Annotated in this window: 15 protein-coding genes; 11 read left to right on the top strand and 4 right to left on the bottom strand. The window is 70.4% G+C overall.

Features of this window, described 5'->3' with window-relative positions:
- The first annotated feature begins 189 nt into the window (after nucleotides 1-189).
- The 5 genes from DX914_RS08830 to DX914_RS08810 are packed head-to-tail and all read left to right on the top strand — an operon-like array spanning nucleotide 190 to nucleotide 7,021.
- Nucleotides 190-1,482 carry an NAD(P)/FAD-dependent oxidoreductase gene (locus DX914_RS08830; protein WP_425480659.1) on the top strand — a complete coding sequence of 431 codons (1,293 nt, stop codon included), beginning with the start codon at nucleotides 190-192 and terminating at the stop codon, nucleotides 1,480-1,482.
- On the top strand, nucleotides 1,479-2,840 hold the full coding sequence (gene gorA, locus DX914_RS08825) for a glutathione-disulfide reductase (protein WP_115858618.1): 1,362 nt from the start codon (nucleotides 1,479-1,481) through the stop codon (nucleotides 2,838-2,840). The genes DX914_RS08830 and gorA overlap by 4 nt, the downstream gene beginning before the upstream one ends.
- A 46-nt stretch (nucleotides 2,841-2,886) precedes the next feature.
- Nucleotides 2,887-4,959, top strand: coding sequence for a S9 family peptidase (locus DX914_RS08820; RefSeq protein ID WP_115858617.1), 2,073 nt, complete (start codon nucleotides 2,887-2,889; stop codon nucleotides 4,957-4,959).
- A gap of 5 nt (nucleotides 4,960-4,964) precedes the next feature.
- Nucleotides 4,965-5,771, top strand: a complete 807-nt coding sequence (hutG, locus tag DX914_RS08815) for an N-formylglutamate deformylase (protein WP_115858616.1) — start codon at nucleotides 4,965-4,967, stop codon at nucleotides 5,769-5,771.
- Nucleotides 5,768-7,021 carry a winged helix-turn-helix domain-containing protein gene (locus tag DX914_RS08810; protein ID WP_115858615.1) on the top strand — a complete coding sequence of 418 codons (1,254 nt, stop codon included), beginning with the start codon at nucleotides 5,768-5,770 and terminating at the stop codon, nucleotides 7,019-7,021. The genes hutG and DX914_RS08810 overlap by 4 nt, the downstream gene beginning before the upstream one ends.
- Before the next feature lie 158 nt (nucleotides 7,022-7,179).
- Here DX914_RS08810 and DX914_RS08805 read toward each other — a convergent pair whose 3' ends face one another.
- From DX914_RS08805 to DX914_RS08795, 3 genes are all read right to left on the bottom strand, one after another.
- A complete protein-coding gene (locus DX914_RS08805; RefSeq protein ID WP_115858614.1) occupies nucleotides 7,180-7,476 on the bottom strand; it encodes a hypothetical protein in 297 nt (98 codons plus the stop codon).
- 92 nt (nucleotides 7,477-7,568) lie between these two features.
- Nucleotides 7,569-9,470: a DNA topoisomerase IV subunit B gene (gene parE / locus DX914_RS08800; RefSeq protein ID WP_115858613.1), complete on the bottom strand. Its 1,902-nt coding sequence runs from the start codon at nucleotides 9,468-9,470 to the stop codon at nucleotides 7,569-7,571.
- Between the two features lie 26 nt (nucleotides 9,471-9,496).
- On the bottom strand, nucleotides 9,497-10,225 hold the full coding sequence (locus DX914_RS08795; RefSeq protein ID WP_115858611.1) for a hypothetical protein: 729 nt from the start codon (nucleotides 10,223-10,225) through the stop codon (nucleotides 9,497-9,499).
- Between the two features lie 200 nt (nucleotides 10,226-10,425).
- On the opposite strand from DX914_RS08795, the gene DX914_RS08790 reads away from it, so the two are divergent.
- A complete protein-coding gene (locus DX914_RS08790; protein WP_115858610.1) occupies nucleotides 10,426-10,662 on the top strand; it encodes a hypothetical protein in 237 nt (78 codons plus the stop codon).
- Between the two features lie 64 nt (nucleotides 10,663-10,726).
- On the opposite strand, the gene DX914_RS08785 is transcribed toward DX914_RS08790, so the two are convergent.
- Entirely contained in the window at nucleotides 10,727-11,071 is a 345-nt protein-coding gene (locus DX914_RS08785) for a hypothetical protein (protein ID WP_115858609.1), read from the bottom strand.
- A gap of 155 nt (nucleotides 11,072-11,226) precedes the next feature.
- Between DX914_RS08785 and DX914_RS08780 the strand changes: the two genes are divergently transcribed.
- The 5 genes from DX914_RS08780 to pyrG all read left to right on the top strand — a co-directional run bounded on the left by DX914_RS08780 (nucleotide 11,227) and on the right by pyrG (nucleotide 14,948).
- A complete protein-coding gene (locus DX914_RS08780; protein WP_115858608.1) occupies nucleotides 11,227-11,430 on the top strand; it encodes a zinc ribbon domain-containing protein in 204 nt (67 codons plus the stop codon).
- Nucleotides 11,431-11,435: 5 nt separating this feature from the next.
- A complete protein-coding gene (locus DX914_RS08775; RefSeq protein ID WP_115858606.1) occupies nucleotides 11,436-11,879 on the top strand; it encodes a GFA family protein in 444 nt (147 codons plus the stop codon).
- A gap of 9 nt (nucleotides 11,880-11,888) precedes the next feature.
- Nucleotides 11,889-12,593, top strand: coding sequence for a phosphodiester glycosidase family protein (locus tag DX914_RS08770; RefSeq protein WP_115858604.1), 705 nt, complete (start codon nucleotides 11,889-11,891; stop codon nucleotides 12,591-12,593).
- A gap of 64 nt (nucleotides 12,594-12,657) precedes the next feature.
- Nucleotides 12,658-13,044 (top strand): DUF488 domain-containing protein, encoded by a 387-nt coding sequence (locus DX914_RS08765; protein WP_115858603.1) that lies wholly within the window; start codon nucleotides 12,658-12,660, stop codon nucleotides 13,042-13,044.
- Between the two features lie 245 nt (nucleotides 13,045-13,289).
- Nucleotides 13,290-14,948 (top strand): CTP synthase, encoded by a 1,659-nt coding sequence (pyrG, locus tag DX914_RS08760; protein WP_115858602.1) that lies wholly within the window; start codon nucleotides 13,290-13,292, stop codon nucleotides 14,946-14,948.
- Nucleotides 14,949-14,954: the final 6 nt, after the last annotated feature.

The following is a 14,954-nucleotide window of genomic DNA, read 5'->3' as shown; positions in this document are numbered from 1 at the left end:
GCTTCAACATCCGGTACTGTTTGGATCCACAACGTGTGCGGGCGAGTACGATTCCATCGCGTGTCGCCGTGGACGACTGGAACCGTAGGGCGCGCTGGAACGCAGCGTCGCGTCGCGCAACCGGACCACGCAGCTCGCAACCTGATTACGATCACACTTCCGGATTTCCGGTCGAATCGAGCGCGTATTTTGTCCAGCCACGATCCACACACTCCCGGCGCAGACGCGCTGCGCGCCACCGATGTGGCGGTCGTCGGCGGCGGCGTGATCGGTCTGACCGCCGCGCTGGCCCTGCTGCAAGCCGGCCGCAGCGTGCAGGTGCTGGAGGCCAACACCCTGGGCAGCGGCAGTTCGCACGGCAACTGCGGCACCATCACCCCCAGCCACGCCACGCCGCTGGCCGCGCCCGGCGTGATCGCGCTGGCGCTGCGCTGGATGCTCACGCCCGACGCGCCGCTGTACGTGCATCCGCGCCTGGACCCGCGCCTGTGGGGCTGGCTGCTGCGTTTCGCCCTGCGCTGCAATGCGCGTGACTGGCGCAGCAGCGCGCTGGCGAAATCGGCGCTGCTCAACGACTCGCGCGAGCGCTTGCAGCAATGGGTGGCCGATTACGGCCTGGAATGCGAGTTCGCCCAGACCGGCGTGGACTACATCTTCCGCGACGAGCGCGCTTTCGCCGCCGGCCAGATCGAACTGGACCTGCTGCGCGAACTGGGCGTGCGCGTGGAGGTCGTCGATGGGCGTACTTACGAAGCGCGCGATTCCGCGTTCAAGCCGGGCCTGGCCGGGGCGATCTGTTTCGAGCACGACGCCGTGCTGCGCCCGGATCGCTATGTGGATGCGCTGGCCAAGGCGGTGCGCGGGCGCGGCGGCGTCATCGTCGAGCACTGCCGCGTGCAAGGCCTGGACCGCGATGGCGACGCCTGCCGCCTGCGCAGCAGCCAGGGCGAGCTGCGCGCCAAGGACGTGGTGCTGGCGCTGGGCGCGTGGTCGCCGCAGCTGTCCGACGCCATCGGCCTGCCGTCGCTGAAGCGTGCGATCCAGCCCGGCAAGGGCTATTCGATCACCTACGACCGTCCCGCCCAGGTGCCGCGGCGGCCGGTGGTGCTGCGCGAGCGCAAGGTCTGCGTGACCGCCTGGGACAGCGGCTACCGCCTGGGCAGCACCATGGAATTCTCCGGCTACGACGACAGCCTCAACCCGCGCCGCCTGGCCGCGTTGGAGCGCGGCGCCGCCGAATACCTGCACGCGCCGGTCGGTCCGGTCGAGCGCGAGCGCTGGTACGGCTGGCGGCCGATGAGCAGCGACGACATTCCCTTGATCGGCCGCGTGCCCGGCCGCGACGGCCTATGGCTGTCCACCGGCCACGGCATGATGGGCGTGAGCATGAGCGTGGGCAGCGGCCAGTTGCTGGCCGACCTGATGCTGGACCGCGCCCCGGCCATCGATCCCCAGCCCTACCGACCGGAGCGTTTCGCATGAGCGCCAGCGACCCGCAGCGCGACTTCGACCTGATCGTGATCGGCGGCGGCTCCGGCGGTCTCGCCGGCGCGTTCCGCGCGGCCCAGCACGGTGCGCGCGTGGCCCTGCTGGAACCGCATCTGCTCGGCGGCACCTGCGTCAACGTGGGCTGCGTGCCGAAGAAGGCGATGTGGCTGGCCGCCGAAGTCGCCGGCCGCCTGCGCATGGCGCGCGACCTGGGCTTCGACGTGGCCGACTCGCCGTCGCTGGACTGGCCGACCTTCATCGCCCACCGCCAGCGCTACATCGCCGGCATCCACGACAGCTACCGCCACCGCCTGGACGCGGCCGGCATCGTGCTGGCGCCGATGCGGGCCAGGTTCATCGACGCGCGCACCATCGAATGCATGGACGGCGTGCGCTTGAGCGCCTCGCAGATACTGATCGCCACCGGCGGCCACCCCGTGCGGCCGGACCTGCCCGGCGCCGAGCTGGGCGGCGTGTCCGACGATTTCTTCCAGTGGACCGCGGCGCCCGCGCGCGTGGCCGTGGTCGGCGGCGGCTACATCGGCGTGGAGTTGGCGGGATTGCTGCAGGCCCTGGGCAGCCGCGTCGATCTGCTGGTGCGCGGCCGCCTGCTCGACGGTTTCGACGTGGAGCTGGTCGAGCAACTGGCCGAGGACTACCGCCACGCCGGCGTGCACATCGAGTTCGGCCATCACCTGGCCGCGGTCGAGTGCGACGGCGACGGCCTGCGCCTGCGCGACCGCGACGGCCGCCTCAGCGAACCCTACGACCGCCTGCTGTTCGCCACCGGCCGCCGCGCCAACACCGCCTCCCTGGACCTGGCCGCCGCCGGCGTGGCCACCGATGCCGACGGCTATGTGCAGGTCGACGAGCGCCACGCCACCAACGTGGCCGGCATCCATGCGGTGGGCGACGTGACCGCGAACCTCGCCTTGACGCCGGTGGCGATCGCCGCCGCGCGCCGGCTCATGGACCGTTTGTACGGCGGTTCCAGCAGCGTGCTCGACCAGCGCGACATTCCCACCGTGACCTTCTCGCATCCGCCATTGGGCAAGGTCGGCCTGACCGAGGCGCAGGCGCGCGAGCGCCACGGCGACGAGGTGCACGTGTACCGCGCCGGCTTCCGGCCGATGTTGCACGCTTTGGCCAATTCGCCGCAGCGCAGCTTGTTCAAACTGGTGTGCGTGGGTGCCGAAAGGCAGGTGGTCGGCCTGCACTTGCTCGGCGAGGCCGCCGACGAAATCCTGCAGGGGTATGCCGTGGCGATCAAACGCGGCATCACTCTGGACGACTTGCGCGAGACGGTGGCCATTCACCCGACCAGCGCCGAAGAAGTGGTGCTGATGCGCTGAGCGCGGCACCGCACCGCAACCTGCAAACAAGGATCGGGAGCACGGCATGAAGCAACGGTGGGTATGGGGCTTGATCGGTGCGCTGGCCGCGCCGATGGCGCAGGGCATGGAGATCGCCGACCTGATCGGCGCGCCGCAGCCCGACGCGCCAGTGGCCGCGGCGCAGGCGCCGGTGATCGCCTGGGCCGCGAACGAGCGCGGCGTGCGCAATCTGTGGAGCGCGCGCGCGCCGGAGTTCGCGCCGCGCCAGCTCTCCTCTTATGACGAGGACGACGGCCAGCAGCTCAGCGGCCTGAGCCTGAGCGCCGACGGCCGCTGGCTGGCCTACGTGCGCGGCGGCGGCCCCGACGCGGCCGGCAACAACAGCAATCCCACCGGCGACCCCGACGGTGCCGAGCAGGCGGTGTGGTGGGTGCCCAGCGACGGTTCGGCCGCGCCGCAGCGCGTGGCCGCCGGCCGCTCGGCGCTGTTCGCACCGGGCGGCGACGCGCTGATCGTGCAAGGCAAGGGGCTGAGCTGCTACGCGCGCCCCGGCGCGACCGCGCCGGCGTGGTGCAGGGAAGCGCTGCTGAAGACGCGCGGCGCCAACAGCGCGGTGGCGTTCTCGCCCGACGGCGGTCGCCTGCTGTTCGTCAGCAACCGCGGCGATCACGCCTTCGTCGGCGTGCTCGACCTGGCCGCGCGCGCGGTGACCTGGATCGCGCCGGACTACAACAACGACAGCGCGCCGGCGTGGTCGCCCGACGGCCGCCGCATCGCTTTCCTGCGCACCGCCGGCACCCGGCCGGGCCAGGCCTTCGACCTCACCGCGGCCAACGCCTTCGAGATCTGGGTGGCCAACGCCGACGGCAGCGACGCGCGTCGCGTGTTCCGCTCCGGCGCCGACGCCGGCGGCTACGCCCAGTTCGCGGTGACCGAGCCGCTGCGCTGGCACCGCGACGGCCGCCTGCTGTTCGCGTCCGAGGAAAGCGGCTGGCTGCATTGGCACGCGCTCTCGCCCGCGGGCGGCGCGCCGGTGCCGGTGAGCCGCGGCGAATGCGAGGTGGAAAGCGCCGCGTCCAACCGCGAAGGCGCCTTCGTCTACAGCGCCAACTGCGGCGACATCGAACGCCGTCAGCTGTACGCGGCGCCGGCGCAGGGTGCGCCGCAACGCCTGAGCGGCGACGGCCAGATCGCCACCGATCCGCTGCCGCTGGTGGGCGCGCCCTGGCTGGCCTTCCGCCACGCCGACGCGCGCCGGCCGACCGCGATCGCGGTCATGCCCATCGCCGGCGGCGAACCGCGGCGCATCTTCCCCGCGCAACTGCCGGCCGCCTTCCCGACGGCGCAGCTGGTGGAGCCGGAGACCATCACCCTGCGCGCGGCCGACGGCGTGGTCGCGCACGCCACCGTGTTCCACCCGCCGGCTGCGTTCAAGGGCAAGCGCCCGGCGCTGATCTACGTGCACGGCGGGCCGATCCGGCAGATGCTGCCGGGCTGGCACTACAGCAGCTACTACTACAACGACTACGCCAGCAACCAATGGCTGGCCAGCCGCGGTTTCGTGGTGCTGGCGCTGAACTTCCGCGCCGGCACCGGCTACGGCCAGGCCTTCCGCCGCGCCGCCCAGCAGGGCCCGCGCGGCGCCAGCGAATACCAGGACGTGCTGGCCGCACAGGCCTGGCTGGCCGCGCGCAGCGAGATCGATGCGCGCCGTATCGGCATCTACGGCGGTTCCTACGGCGGCTACCTCACCGCGCAGGCGCTGGCGCGCAATTCCGACCTGTTCGCCGCCGGCGTGGACCGTCACGGCGTGCACGACTGGCGCGAGAGCGCCAAGGGCGGCGACAACAGCGGGCTGTGGGGCCTGAAGCCCGATGAGCTGGAACTGGCCGGCCGCTCCTCGCCGGTCACCCGCGTGGAAGGCTGGCGTTCGCCGGTACTGCTGGTGCACGGCGACGACGACCGCGCGGTCAAGTTCAGCCAGGGCGTGGACCTGGCCGAGCGCCTGCGCGCGCGGGGCGTGCCGGTGCAGAGCCTGGTGCTGCCCGACGAAGACCACTTCTTCCTGCGCTATGCGACCTGGCTGCAGGTGCACCGCAGTACCATGGACTTCTTCCAGCGCCACCTGAAACCCTGAACGCCATGAGCCACGTCCCCGCGCCGGCCGAACCGGTCTTCGAACTCCATCGCGGCAGCGCGCCGCTGTTGATCAGCCTGCCGCACAACGGCAGCCAGATCCCGCCGGAGCTGGCTGCGCGCATGCAGCCGCAGGCGCGCGAGGCGCCGGATACCGATTGGCACGTGGCGCTGCTGTATTCGTTCGCGCGCGAACTGGGCGCCTCGATCCTGGTGCCGCGCTACTCGCGCTACGTGGTCGACCTGAACCGTCCGCCCGACGACACCTCACTGTATCCGGGCCAGAACACCACCGGCCTGTGCCCGGCGGTGCGCTTCACCGGCGAGCCGGTGTACCTGGACGGTCAGGAGCCCACCCCCGAGGAAGTGGCGCAGCGCGTGGACCTGTACTGGCGCCCCTATCACGAGAACCTGGACGCCGAGCTCGCGCGCATTCGCGGCGAGCATGGCCGCGTGGTGCTGTGGGAAGGCCATTCGATCAAGGGCAGCGACCTGCCGTTCCTGTTCGAGGGCCGGCTGCCCGACCTCAACCTGGGCACCTCCGGCGGCGCCAGCTGTTCGCCGCAGCTGCAGGCCCGGCTGGAAGCGCTGCTGGCCGCGCAAGGCGACTACGACTACGTGGTCAACGGCCGCTTCAAAGGCGGCTACATCACCCGCCACTACGCTTCGCCCGAGACCGGCGTGCAGGCGGTGCAGTTGGAGCTGAGCCAGCGCAACTACATGGACGAGCGCAGCTACGCCTACGACGAAGCCGTGGCGGTGCGCCTACAGCCGCTGCTGGAACGCCTGCTGCGCGCCTGTCTGGACCCATGAGCCTGGCCGCGGCGCCGCTGAGCCCGGCGCAGGCGCGCGCGCTGCACCTGGCCGCGCAGGGCCTGCTCGCGCGGCCGCGCAAACGCGCGCGCAAGGCCGACGTGCTGGCCGCGATCGCGCGCATGCAGCTGCTGCAGATCGACACCATCCACGTGGTCGCGCGCAGCCCCTACCTGGTGCTGCACGCGCGCCTGGGCGACTACCCGTCGCGCTGGCTGGAAGAGCTGCTGGCCGAGCGCGCGATCTTCGAAGTCTGGGCGCACGAGGCCTGCTTCGCGCCGATGGACGACTACCTGCTGCATCGCAACGCCATGCCGCAGCGCGCCCACCACTGGGCGATCCGCAACGCGCAGGCGCACCGCAGCCGCAGCGGCGCCAAGATCGACCGCCTGCTGGCGCACATCCGCGACCTGGGCGCGGTCAAGTCCTCGGACTTCGAGCGCAAGCAGCCCGGCGCTGGCGGCTGGTGGGGCTGGAAGGACGAGAAGCGCTGGCTGGAAACCGGCTTCGCCCTGGGCGAACTGATGGTGGCGCGGCGCGACAACTTCCAGCGCGTGTACGACCTGAGCGAACGCGTGGCCGGCGCCGTAGTGCCGGGCTGGGACAGCACCGAACTCGAGCTCGCCCAGGTGCGCCACCAGACCATCCTGAAGTCGGTCAAGGCCCTGGGCATCGCCCAGGCGCGCTGGGTCGCCGACTACTACCGGACCAAACCGCGCCTGCGCGATGCCGACCTGCAGCCGCTGGTGGAGCAGGGCGATCTGCTGCGCGTGGAGGTGCAGGGCTGGGACGCGCCGGGCTACGTGCACGCCGATCATGCGCAGGTGTTGGCGCAGGCCGCGGCCGGGCGCCTGCGCGCCACCCATTGCGCGCTGCTGTCGCCGTTCGATCCGCTGGTCTGGGACCGCGAGCGCGCGCGCGAATTCCTCGGCTTCGACTACACCCTGGAGTGCTACACGCCCGAGGCCAAGCGCCGCTACGGCTACTTCGTACTGCCCATCCTCGCCCGCGGCCGCCTGGTCGGGCGCCTGGACGCCAAGGCGCACCGCCGCGAAGGCGTGTTCGAGGTCAAAGCCCTGCACCTGGAAGAGGGCATCGCGCCCGAACGCGCGCCGGTGGACGACATCGCCCGCGCCATCGACGACTGCGCGCGTTGGCACGGCACGCCGAAAGTGGCGGTGACGCGCTGCTATCCGGCTGCATTGCGCGCACCGCTGCGCGCGGCGTTGAAAGCACTCGCGTCCGCTTAGCTCCCCCTCCTTTAGTTCCCCCTTTGAAAAAGGGGGGCTAGGGGGGATTTGCTGTTGCTGTTGCTTCTGCCTCTCCCCAAAGCGAAAAGCAAATCCCCCTCAATCCCCCTTTTTCAAAGGGGGAAGACAAGCAAAGGGGAGAGCGGGGCGAGCGGCGCCTACAGCGCCGCCACCCCCATCAACACCGCCATCGGCACCACCATCGTCGCCAACGCCACCAGCGCCAGCCACCGCGGCCGCTCGCCGCGCGCCAGGCCGACGATCGCCGCGACCAGCGCGACGAAGCCGCACAGCAGCCACACGAACACCGATTCCATGAAGCCGCACAGCCCGTCGCCGCAGTGGCCTTCCTGCGCCCAGATCATCAGCAGGCTGATCAGCGGCAGATGCGCGCCGGCGGCCATGATGGCCGTCCACAGCCAGACGGTCTTGGGCGCGGGTAGCGGCGGCGGCATGCGTTGCTCCTTGCGGCGGGCGCGTGGGTCCGCGTCTGCGCGCGAACCGGCATCGCTGCACGATACCGGTTCGCGGCCGCGGCACAAGCCGCTCAGACTTCCAGCGTGGCCAGATCGCCCTTGGTTTCCAACCAATACTTGCGGTCGCCGGCGCGCTTCTTGGCCAGCAGCATGTCCATCAGCGAATGCGTTTCGGCCGAATCGTCCACCGTCAGCTGCACCAGGCGGCGCGTGTCGGGGTGGATGGTGGACTCGCGCAGCTGCCCGGCGTTCATCTCGCCCAGGCCCTTGAAGCGGGTCACGTTGATCGCGCCGCGGACTTTCTCGCGTTCGATCTTCTCCAGCAGGATGCGCTTTTCCTCTTCGTCCAGCGCGTAGAACACCTGCTTGCCCACGTCCACGCGGAACAGCGGCGGCATGGCCACGAAGATGTGGCCGGCCGCGACCAGGGCCGGGAAGTGCTTGAGGAACAGCGCGCTGAGCAGGGTCGCGATGTGCAGGCCGTCGGAGTCGGCGTCGGCCAGGATCACCACCTTGCCGTAGCGCAGGCCGCTGATGTCGTCCTTGCCCGGATCGCAGCCGATCGCCACCGCCAGGTCGTGCACTTCCTGCGAACCCAGCACGCTGCCCGAGGCCACTTCCCAGGTGTTGAGGATCTTGCCGCGCAGCGGCAGGATCGCCTGGAAATCCTTGTCGCGCGCCTGGCGCGCGCTGCCGCCGGCCGAGTCGCCCTCGACCAGGAACAGTTCGGTGCGTGAGAGATCCTGCGAACTGCAGTCGGCGAGCTTGCCGGGCAGGGCGGGGCCCTGGGTGACCTTCTTGCGGACGATCTGCTTTTCGGTCTTCAGGCGCGCGGCGGCGCGCTCGATCGCCAGCTGGGCGATCTTCTCGCCCAGTTCGGTGTGCTGGTTGAGCCACAGCGAGAACGCGTCGTGTGCGGCGCCCTCGACGAAGCCTGCGGCCTGGCGCGAGGACAAGCGCTCCTTGGTCTGGCCGCTGAACTGCGGGTCGGTCATCTTGATGCTGAGCACGAAGGCGACGCGGTCCCACACGTCTTCCGGCGCCAGCTTGACGCCGCGCGGCAGCAGGTTGCGGAAGTCGCAGAACTCGCGCAGCGCGTCGGTGAAACCGGTGCGCAGGCCGTTGACGTGGGTGCCGTGCTGTGCGGTCGGGATCAGGTTGACGTAGCTTTCCTGCACCAGCTCGCCGTCGGGCGCCCAGGCCACCGCCCAGTCCACGACCTCGGTGTCCTTCTTGAGCTGGCCCACGAACAGTTCCGGCGGCAGCAGTTCGCGCTGCGGCTGGCCTTCGCGCAGCTCGCCGGACAGGTAGTCGCGCAGGCCGTCCTCGTAGTACCACTCCAGACGCTCGCCGCTGGCCTCGTCGAACAGCTTGACGTTCAGGCCCGGGCACAGCACCGCCTTGGCGCGCAGCACGTGCTTGAGCGCGCGCAGCGAGAACTTGGGCGTGTCGAAATACTTGGCGTCGGGCCAGAAGCGCACGCGGGTGCCGGTGTTCTTCTTGCCGACGGTGCCGACCACCTCCAGCGGGGTGGCGCGGTCGCCGTCCTTGAAGGTCATGCGGTATTCGCTGCCGTCGCGCTTGATGTGCACTTCGACCAGCTTGGACAGCGCGTTGACCACGCTCACGCCGACGCCGTGCAGGCCGCCGGAGAAGGTGTAGTTCTTGTTGCTGAACTTACCGCCCGCGTGCAGGCGGGTCAGGATCAGCTCCACGCCCGGGATCTTCTCCTCGGGGTGGATGTCCACCGGCATGCCGCGGCCGTCGTCGGCCACTTCGCAGCTGCCGTCGGCGTACAGGGTGACCTCGATGCTGCGCGCGTGCCCGGCCAGGGCCTCGTCGACGGCGTTGTCGATGACTTCCTGGGCCAGATGGTTGGGCCGGCTGGTGTCGGTGTACATGCCCGGCCGGCGTTTGACCGGGTCCAGGCCGGAGAGGACTTCGATATCGGCGGCGTTGTAACGACTGCTCATGAAACCTGCATGGGGGTAGTGAACGGTTAGCGCCCGCCGCCGACCGCCTCCAGGGGCGATCCGGTGTACGGGTTGTAGCGATAGTTGCCGGGGAACGTCTCGCCGTTGCCGGGATCGCGCCGCGCGGGCAGCAGCGCGCCCAGCGGCAGGCGGAAGACGAACTCGTTGCGGCCCAGCATTACGCGCATCTTGCCATCGGCGAGCGCGTCGGCGACCGGGCCGGCCTTGCCGCGGCCGGGGAATACATAGAACTGCATGTTCTCGCCGGCCGGGCCGATCAGGCCGGTCAGCACCGGGCGCATGACCTTGAGGATGGCGCTGAGCTCGGGGTCGACCTTGTCGGCCGCCACCGGCGTATGGCTCTCGCCGTTCATATCGATCAGGCGCAGCTGCGAGCGCAGCTCGGCCTCGCCGCTGAATTCGGGATTGAGGGTGTTGTTGTCGCTGATGCGCAGCACCGCCACCACGGTGTGGCGGGTGAACAGGTCCTGGAACTGCTTGGACACCGCCTGCGACGCGCTCTTGTCGTGCTTGCCGCCGGCGCCTTCCTGCTTGGCCAGCACGTAGGCCCACAGCTGCGGCGGCAGCCACCAGACCATTTCGCTGGACTCGATGCCCCCGCCGGTCTTTTGGGTGTCGTTCATCAGCTCGTCGATGCGGATCTGTTCGATCGGCAGCGGCGTGTTGGCGGCATGGGCGGGCAGCGCGGCCGCCAGCGGCAGCAGCAGGGCCAGTACGAGTCGCAGGTACGGCATGGAAGGGTCCCCTGTCATCGAGCCCGGCGAGCATGGCGACGGGTCCGGCCCCGGTCAAGCGCCGTACCGGGCCGAACGGTTGCCAGCCCCTCGTTCAGTCGCGAGCATGGCGGCAGCCGTTACGGTCGCGCCGTCGCTGAGGGGAGCGGCGCAGGCGCTCCCGCCTTAACGTTGACCCCACGACACCGGAGGACCGCAGCATGACCACCCGTAAGTATCTGATTGCGCCCCTGATCGCCGCTGCCCTGGTGGCCCCGGCCGCGTTCGCCCAGGACGCCGCCCAGACCCAGCAGGCCGCCGCTCAGGCGCAGAAGAAGGCCGAAGAGGCCGAGAAGGCCAAGGCCGACCAGGCCGCCAAGGACAAGAAGAAAGACAAGAAGAAGGACAAGGCCGCCGACCCGACCGCCGAGCCGGAAGAGGAAGACGGCAAGCGCTGAGTCCGCAAGTCAGGCCGATGCGCCCGGGATGGGCGCATCGCGCCTTCGGGCCGCCTGCGCGGCCCTAGCCGCCCATGCGCGGCTGCGCCGGCCCCAGCGTGCCGTCTGCCTGCACTACCCGGTATCCCTCCGGCGTCAGCACCCAGCGCTGCGGCGCGGGTTTGGCCATGGCCTCGGGCACGAAGCCGATGCCGCAGGCCTCGCAGTACAAGCCGGACACGAACTGTTGCAGCGGCGCGTCCGCCACGGCCTCGGGCTTGAGCCCGTCCACGCCGAGCTCGCCTTCGCAGGCGCAAGCGCCGCGCGTGTCGGGATGGCGCTGCGCGCGCTCCGGATCGTGGGCATCGATCAGCAGCCACTTGCTGCGCAGCTGCGCGGCGCTGTCGCACTTTGGGCAGGCTTCGGTCATGGCGGCGCGAGACGGTCGGGGACGGCGACAATCTAGCCCAGGTCAGCGATGCCGGCGCGGCGCTTGCGCCCAGCCGTGCGTGGGCGACGCCTGCCCGGCGCCATGCGGGCGGCGCTTGCGCGATACTCGCGGCAATCGATCCGGAGACCGGCGGCATGTCGTCCTACGTTTGCGTCAAATGCGGTGGCACCGATTGCGAAGTGGCCGAGCTGCGCGGCGCCGGCGGGCTGATGTCGTCGGTGCTGGACGTGTCGACCCGGAAGTTCAAGACCGTCAGCTGCGAGCGCTGCGGTTACACCGAGTTCTATCGCGCCGACCTGTCCGACGGCGCCAAGCTGTTCGACTTTCTGGCCGGCTGACGCGCATGTCCGACCCCCACCCGAACCTGCTGCCGGGCGGCTGCCACTGCGGCGCTGTGCGGCTGGAATTCGCCACCGCGCTGACGCCACAGGACACCGCGCCGCGCGCCTGCGACTGCGATTTCTGCCGCAAGCACGGCGCGGCCTACGTGTCCGATCCGACCGGGCGCCTGCGCATCCGGGTGGCCGACGCCGCCGGCCTGCTGGCGTACCGGCAGGGCTCGGAGGCGGCGCTGTTCCGCCTGTGCGCGCGCTGTGGCGTGCTGGTCGCGGTCACCTACGAACAGGATGGCCGCCTGTACGCCGCGGTCAACGCCACCGCGCTGGACCGGCGCGATGCGTTCCTGCCCGCGGTGGACGCCTCGCCGCAGCTGCTGAGCCGCGAGCAGAAGATCGAGCGCTGGACCCGGCTGTGGGTGGGCGACGTGGCGGTGACCGGCAGCGGCTAAGCTGGCCGCATGAAGCTGCTCGCCCGCGCCCTGATCGCCCTGGCCGCCTTGTTCGGCGCCGCCGCTCCGGCGCGCGAGCCGCGCTACACGGTGTTGCGCGTGGACACGCGCAGCGAGGACCTGCGCCTGTTCCTGCGCGACGACCAGGGCAAGCCGCTGCTGCAGCTCAAGCGTCTGGACGCTTGGCTGCGGTCGCGCGGTCAGTCGCTGCGCTTCGCCATGAACGCCGGCATGTACGAGCCCGACTATTCGCCGGTCGGGCTGCTGGTGATCGACGGCCAGGAACTGGCGCCGCTGAACCTGCGCGAAGGCGAGGGCAACTTCTACCTCAAGCCCAACGGCGTGTTCCTGCTGGGCGCGCAGGGGCCGCGGGTGATCGAATCCTCGCGGTACCCGGCGCAGGCGCAAGGCGTGCGCCTGGCCACCCAGTCCGGTCCCTTGCTGCTGCAGGGCGGGGCGATCCACCCGCGCCTGGGCCCGGATTCCAAGTCGCGCCACGTGCGCAACGGCGTCGGCGTGGACGGGCCCATCGCCTATTTCGTCATCAGCGACGAGCCGGTGACGCTGTACGAATTCGCCCGCCATTTCCGCGACGTTCTGCATTGCAGCGATGCGCTGTACCTGGACGGCGCGATCTCCACCCTGCGCGCGCCCGCGCTGAAGCGGCGCGGCTCCGGCGCCAAGTTGGGGCCGATGATCGGGGTGGTGGAGTAGGGCGCTGGCCGGCCGCGACGCGCGCGGCTATGGTGCGGCTGAGCGCAGCACCCAGGAGACGACGATGGCCGTGCGCATAGTCAGGCTGGGCAGCCCCAGGCAGGCCCACGAAGGCACCCGCATCGGCACGGTGCGGCGGCCGCCGCGCGGCGTGCCCAAGAGCGAGTTCGCCAGGCAGGACTGGTACGACGTCTGGTTCCCGACCCTGGCGCCCGGCGCCGAGACCGTGAAGCAGGCGCAGCAGGCGCAGACCCCGGCGCAGTGGAAGGCCTTCGTGCGCAAGTACAAGTCGGAAATGGCCGAGCCCGAGGCCGCCCATGCGCTGCAGCTGCTGGCGGCCCTGTCCCAGCACAGCGACTTCTCGGTGGGCTGCTATTGCGAGGACGAGGCGCATTGCCATCGCTCGGTGCTGCGGGAGCTGCTGGCCGAGCGGGGGGCGAAGTTGGCCTGAGGCCGGTGCTTCGGCTGTGGGGTAGGAGCGGCGTGAGCCGCGACCGCGCTGGCTGGCCAAGCTTCGCGGTCGCGGCTCACGCCGCTCCTACCCCAAAGCGGTTGAACCGCTGGGCTGGGTCCGAACCCCCGCAAGCCCCGCCAGGCCTGGCTTTGCGCCCGGTTCGGCTGCTCCCGCCGGCTGTCAAGCAGTCGCGGCCCGGCCGCCCAACCGGTAAACTACGGCTTTCCAGCGGCAGTAAAACCATGACTCCCCTGATTTTCGTCACCGGCGGCGTGGTGTCCTCGTTAGGCAAGGGCATTGCGGCAGCCTCGCTGGCGGCCATCCTCGAAGCGCGCGGCCTGCGCGTGACGATGATGAAGCTAGACCCCTACATCAACGTCGATCCGGGCACCATGAGCCCGTTCCAGCACGGCGAGGTGTACGTCACCGACGACGGCGCCGAGACCGACCTGGACCTGGGCCACTACGAGCGCTACCTGCGCACCCGGCTCAGCCGCAAGAACTCCATCACCACCGGCCGCATCTACGAGAACGTGATCCGCAAGGAGCGCCGCGGCGACTACCTGGGCGGCACCGTGCAGGTGATCCCGCACATCACCGACGAGATCAAGCGATGCATCGTCGAGGCCACCGAAGGCTTCGACGTGGCCCTGGTCGAGGTCGGCGGCACCGTCGGCGACATCGAATCGCTGCCGTTCCTGGAGGCGATCCGACAGCTGCGCACCGAGCGCGGCCCCGAGCACGCGCTGTTCATGCACCTGACCCTGGTGCCGTTCATCGCCGCCGCCGGCGAGCTCAAGACCAAGCCCACCCAGCACTCGGTCAAGGAACTGCGCTCCATCGGCATCCAGCCCGACGTATTGCTGTGCCGCAGCGAGCAACCGCTGCCCGACAGCGAGCGCCGCAAGATCGCGCTGTTCACCAACGTGCCGGAAAAGGCGGTGATCTCGGCCGTCGATCTGGACAACATCTACAAGCTGCCGCAGTGGTTCCACGAGCAGGGCCTGGACGCGATCGTCCTGGACCGCCTGCGCATCCAGGCCGGTCCGGCCGCCCTGGGCGAGTGGCACGAGGTGGTGGACGCGACCGAGCACCCGGTGGACGAGGTGTCCATCGCCGTGGTCGGCAAGTACATCGACCATCAGGACGCCTACAAGTCGCTGGCCGAAGCCCTAAAGCATGGCGGCCTGCGCCAGCGCACCAAGGTCAAGCTGAAGTGGCTGGAATCCAGCGAGGTCGAGCGCGATGGCGTCGAGGCGCTGCAGGGCGTGGACGGCATCCTGGTGCCCGGCGGCTTCGGCGATCGCGGCTTCGAAGGCAAGGTGGCCACGGCCAAGTACGCGCGCGAACACGGCGTGCCGTACTTCGGCATCTGCTACGGCATGCAGGCCGCGGTGGTGGACTACGCCCGCCACGTCGCCGGCCTGGACGGCGCCAACAGCACCGAGAACGACAAGGCCAGCGCGCACCCCGTGATCGGCCTGATCACCGAATGGCGCACCGCCACCGGCGAGGTCGAGCGCCGCAACGAGGACAGCGACCTGGGCGGCACCATGCGCCTGGGCCTGCAGGACCAGCGCCTCAAGCCCGGCACCCTGGCGCGCGAGTTGTATGGCAAGGACGTGGTCGGCGAGCGTCACCGCCACCGCTACGAGTTCAACAACCGCTACCGCACCCAGCTGGAAGACGCGGGCCTGGTGATTTCCGCCAAGTCCATGGACGACCTGCTGGTGGAAATGATCGAGCTGCCCAAGTCGCAGCATCCGTGGTTCCTGGCCTGCCAGGCGCACCCGGAATTCCTGTCCACGCCGCGCGACGGCCACCCGTTGTTCATCGGCTTCGTCCGCGCCGCGCGCGAGGCCAAGGCCGGCGGCCGTTTGCTCAAGGAGGCCAGCGCGTGACCAGCC

The sequence above is a fragment of the Lysobacter silvisoli genome (assembly GCF_003382365.1).
In the GTDB taxonomy this organism is placed as follows: Bacteria; Pseudomonadota; Gammaproteobacteria; order Xanthomonadales; family Xanthomonadaceae; genus Lysobacter; species Lysobacter silvisoli.
Note: the sequence above shows the minus strand (reverse complement) of the source record. Positions and strands in the feature narration are given on the sequence as shown.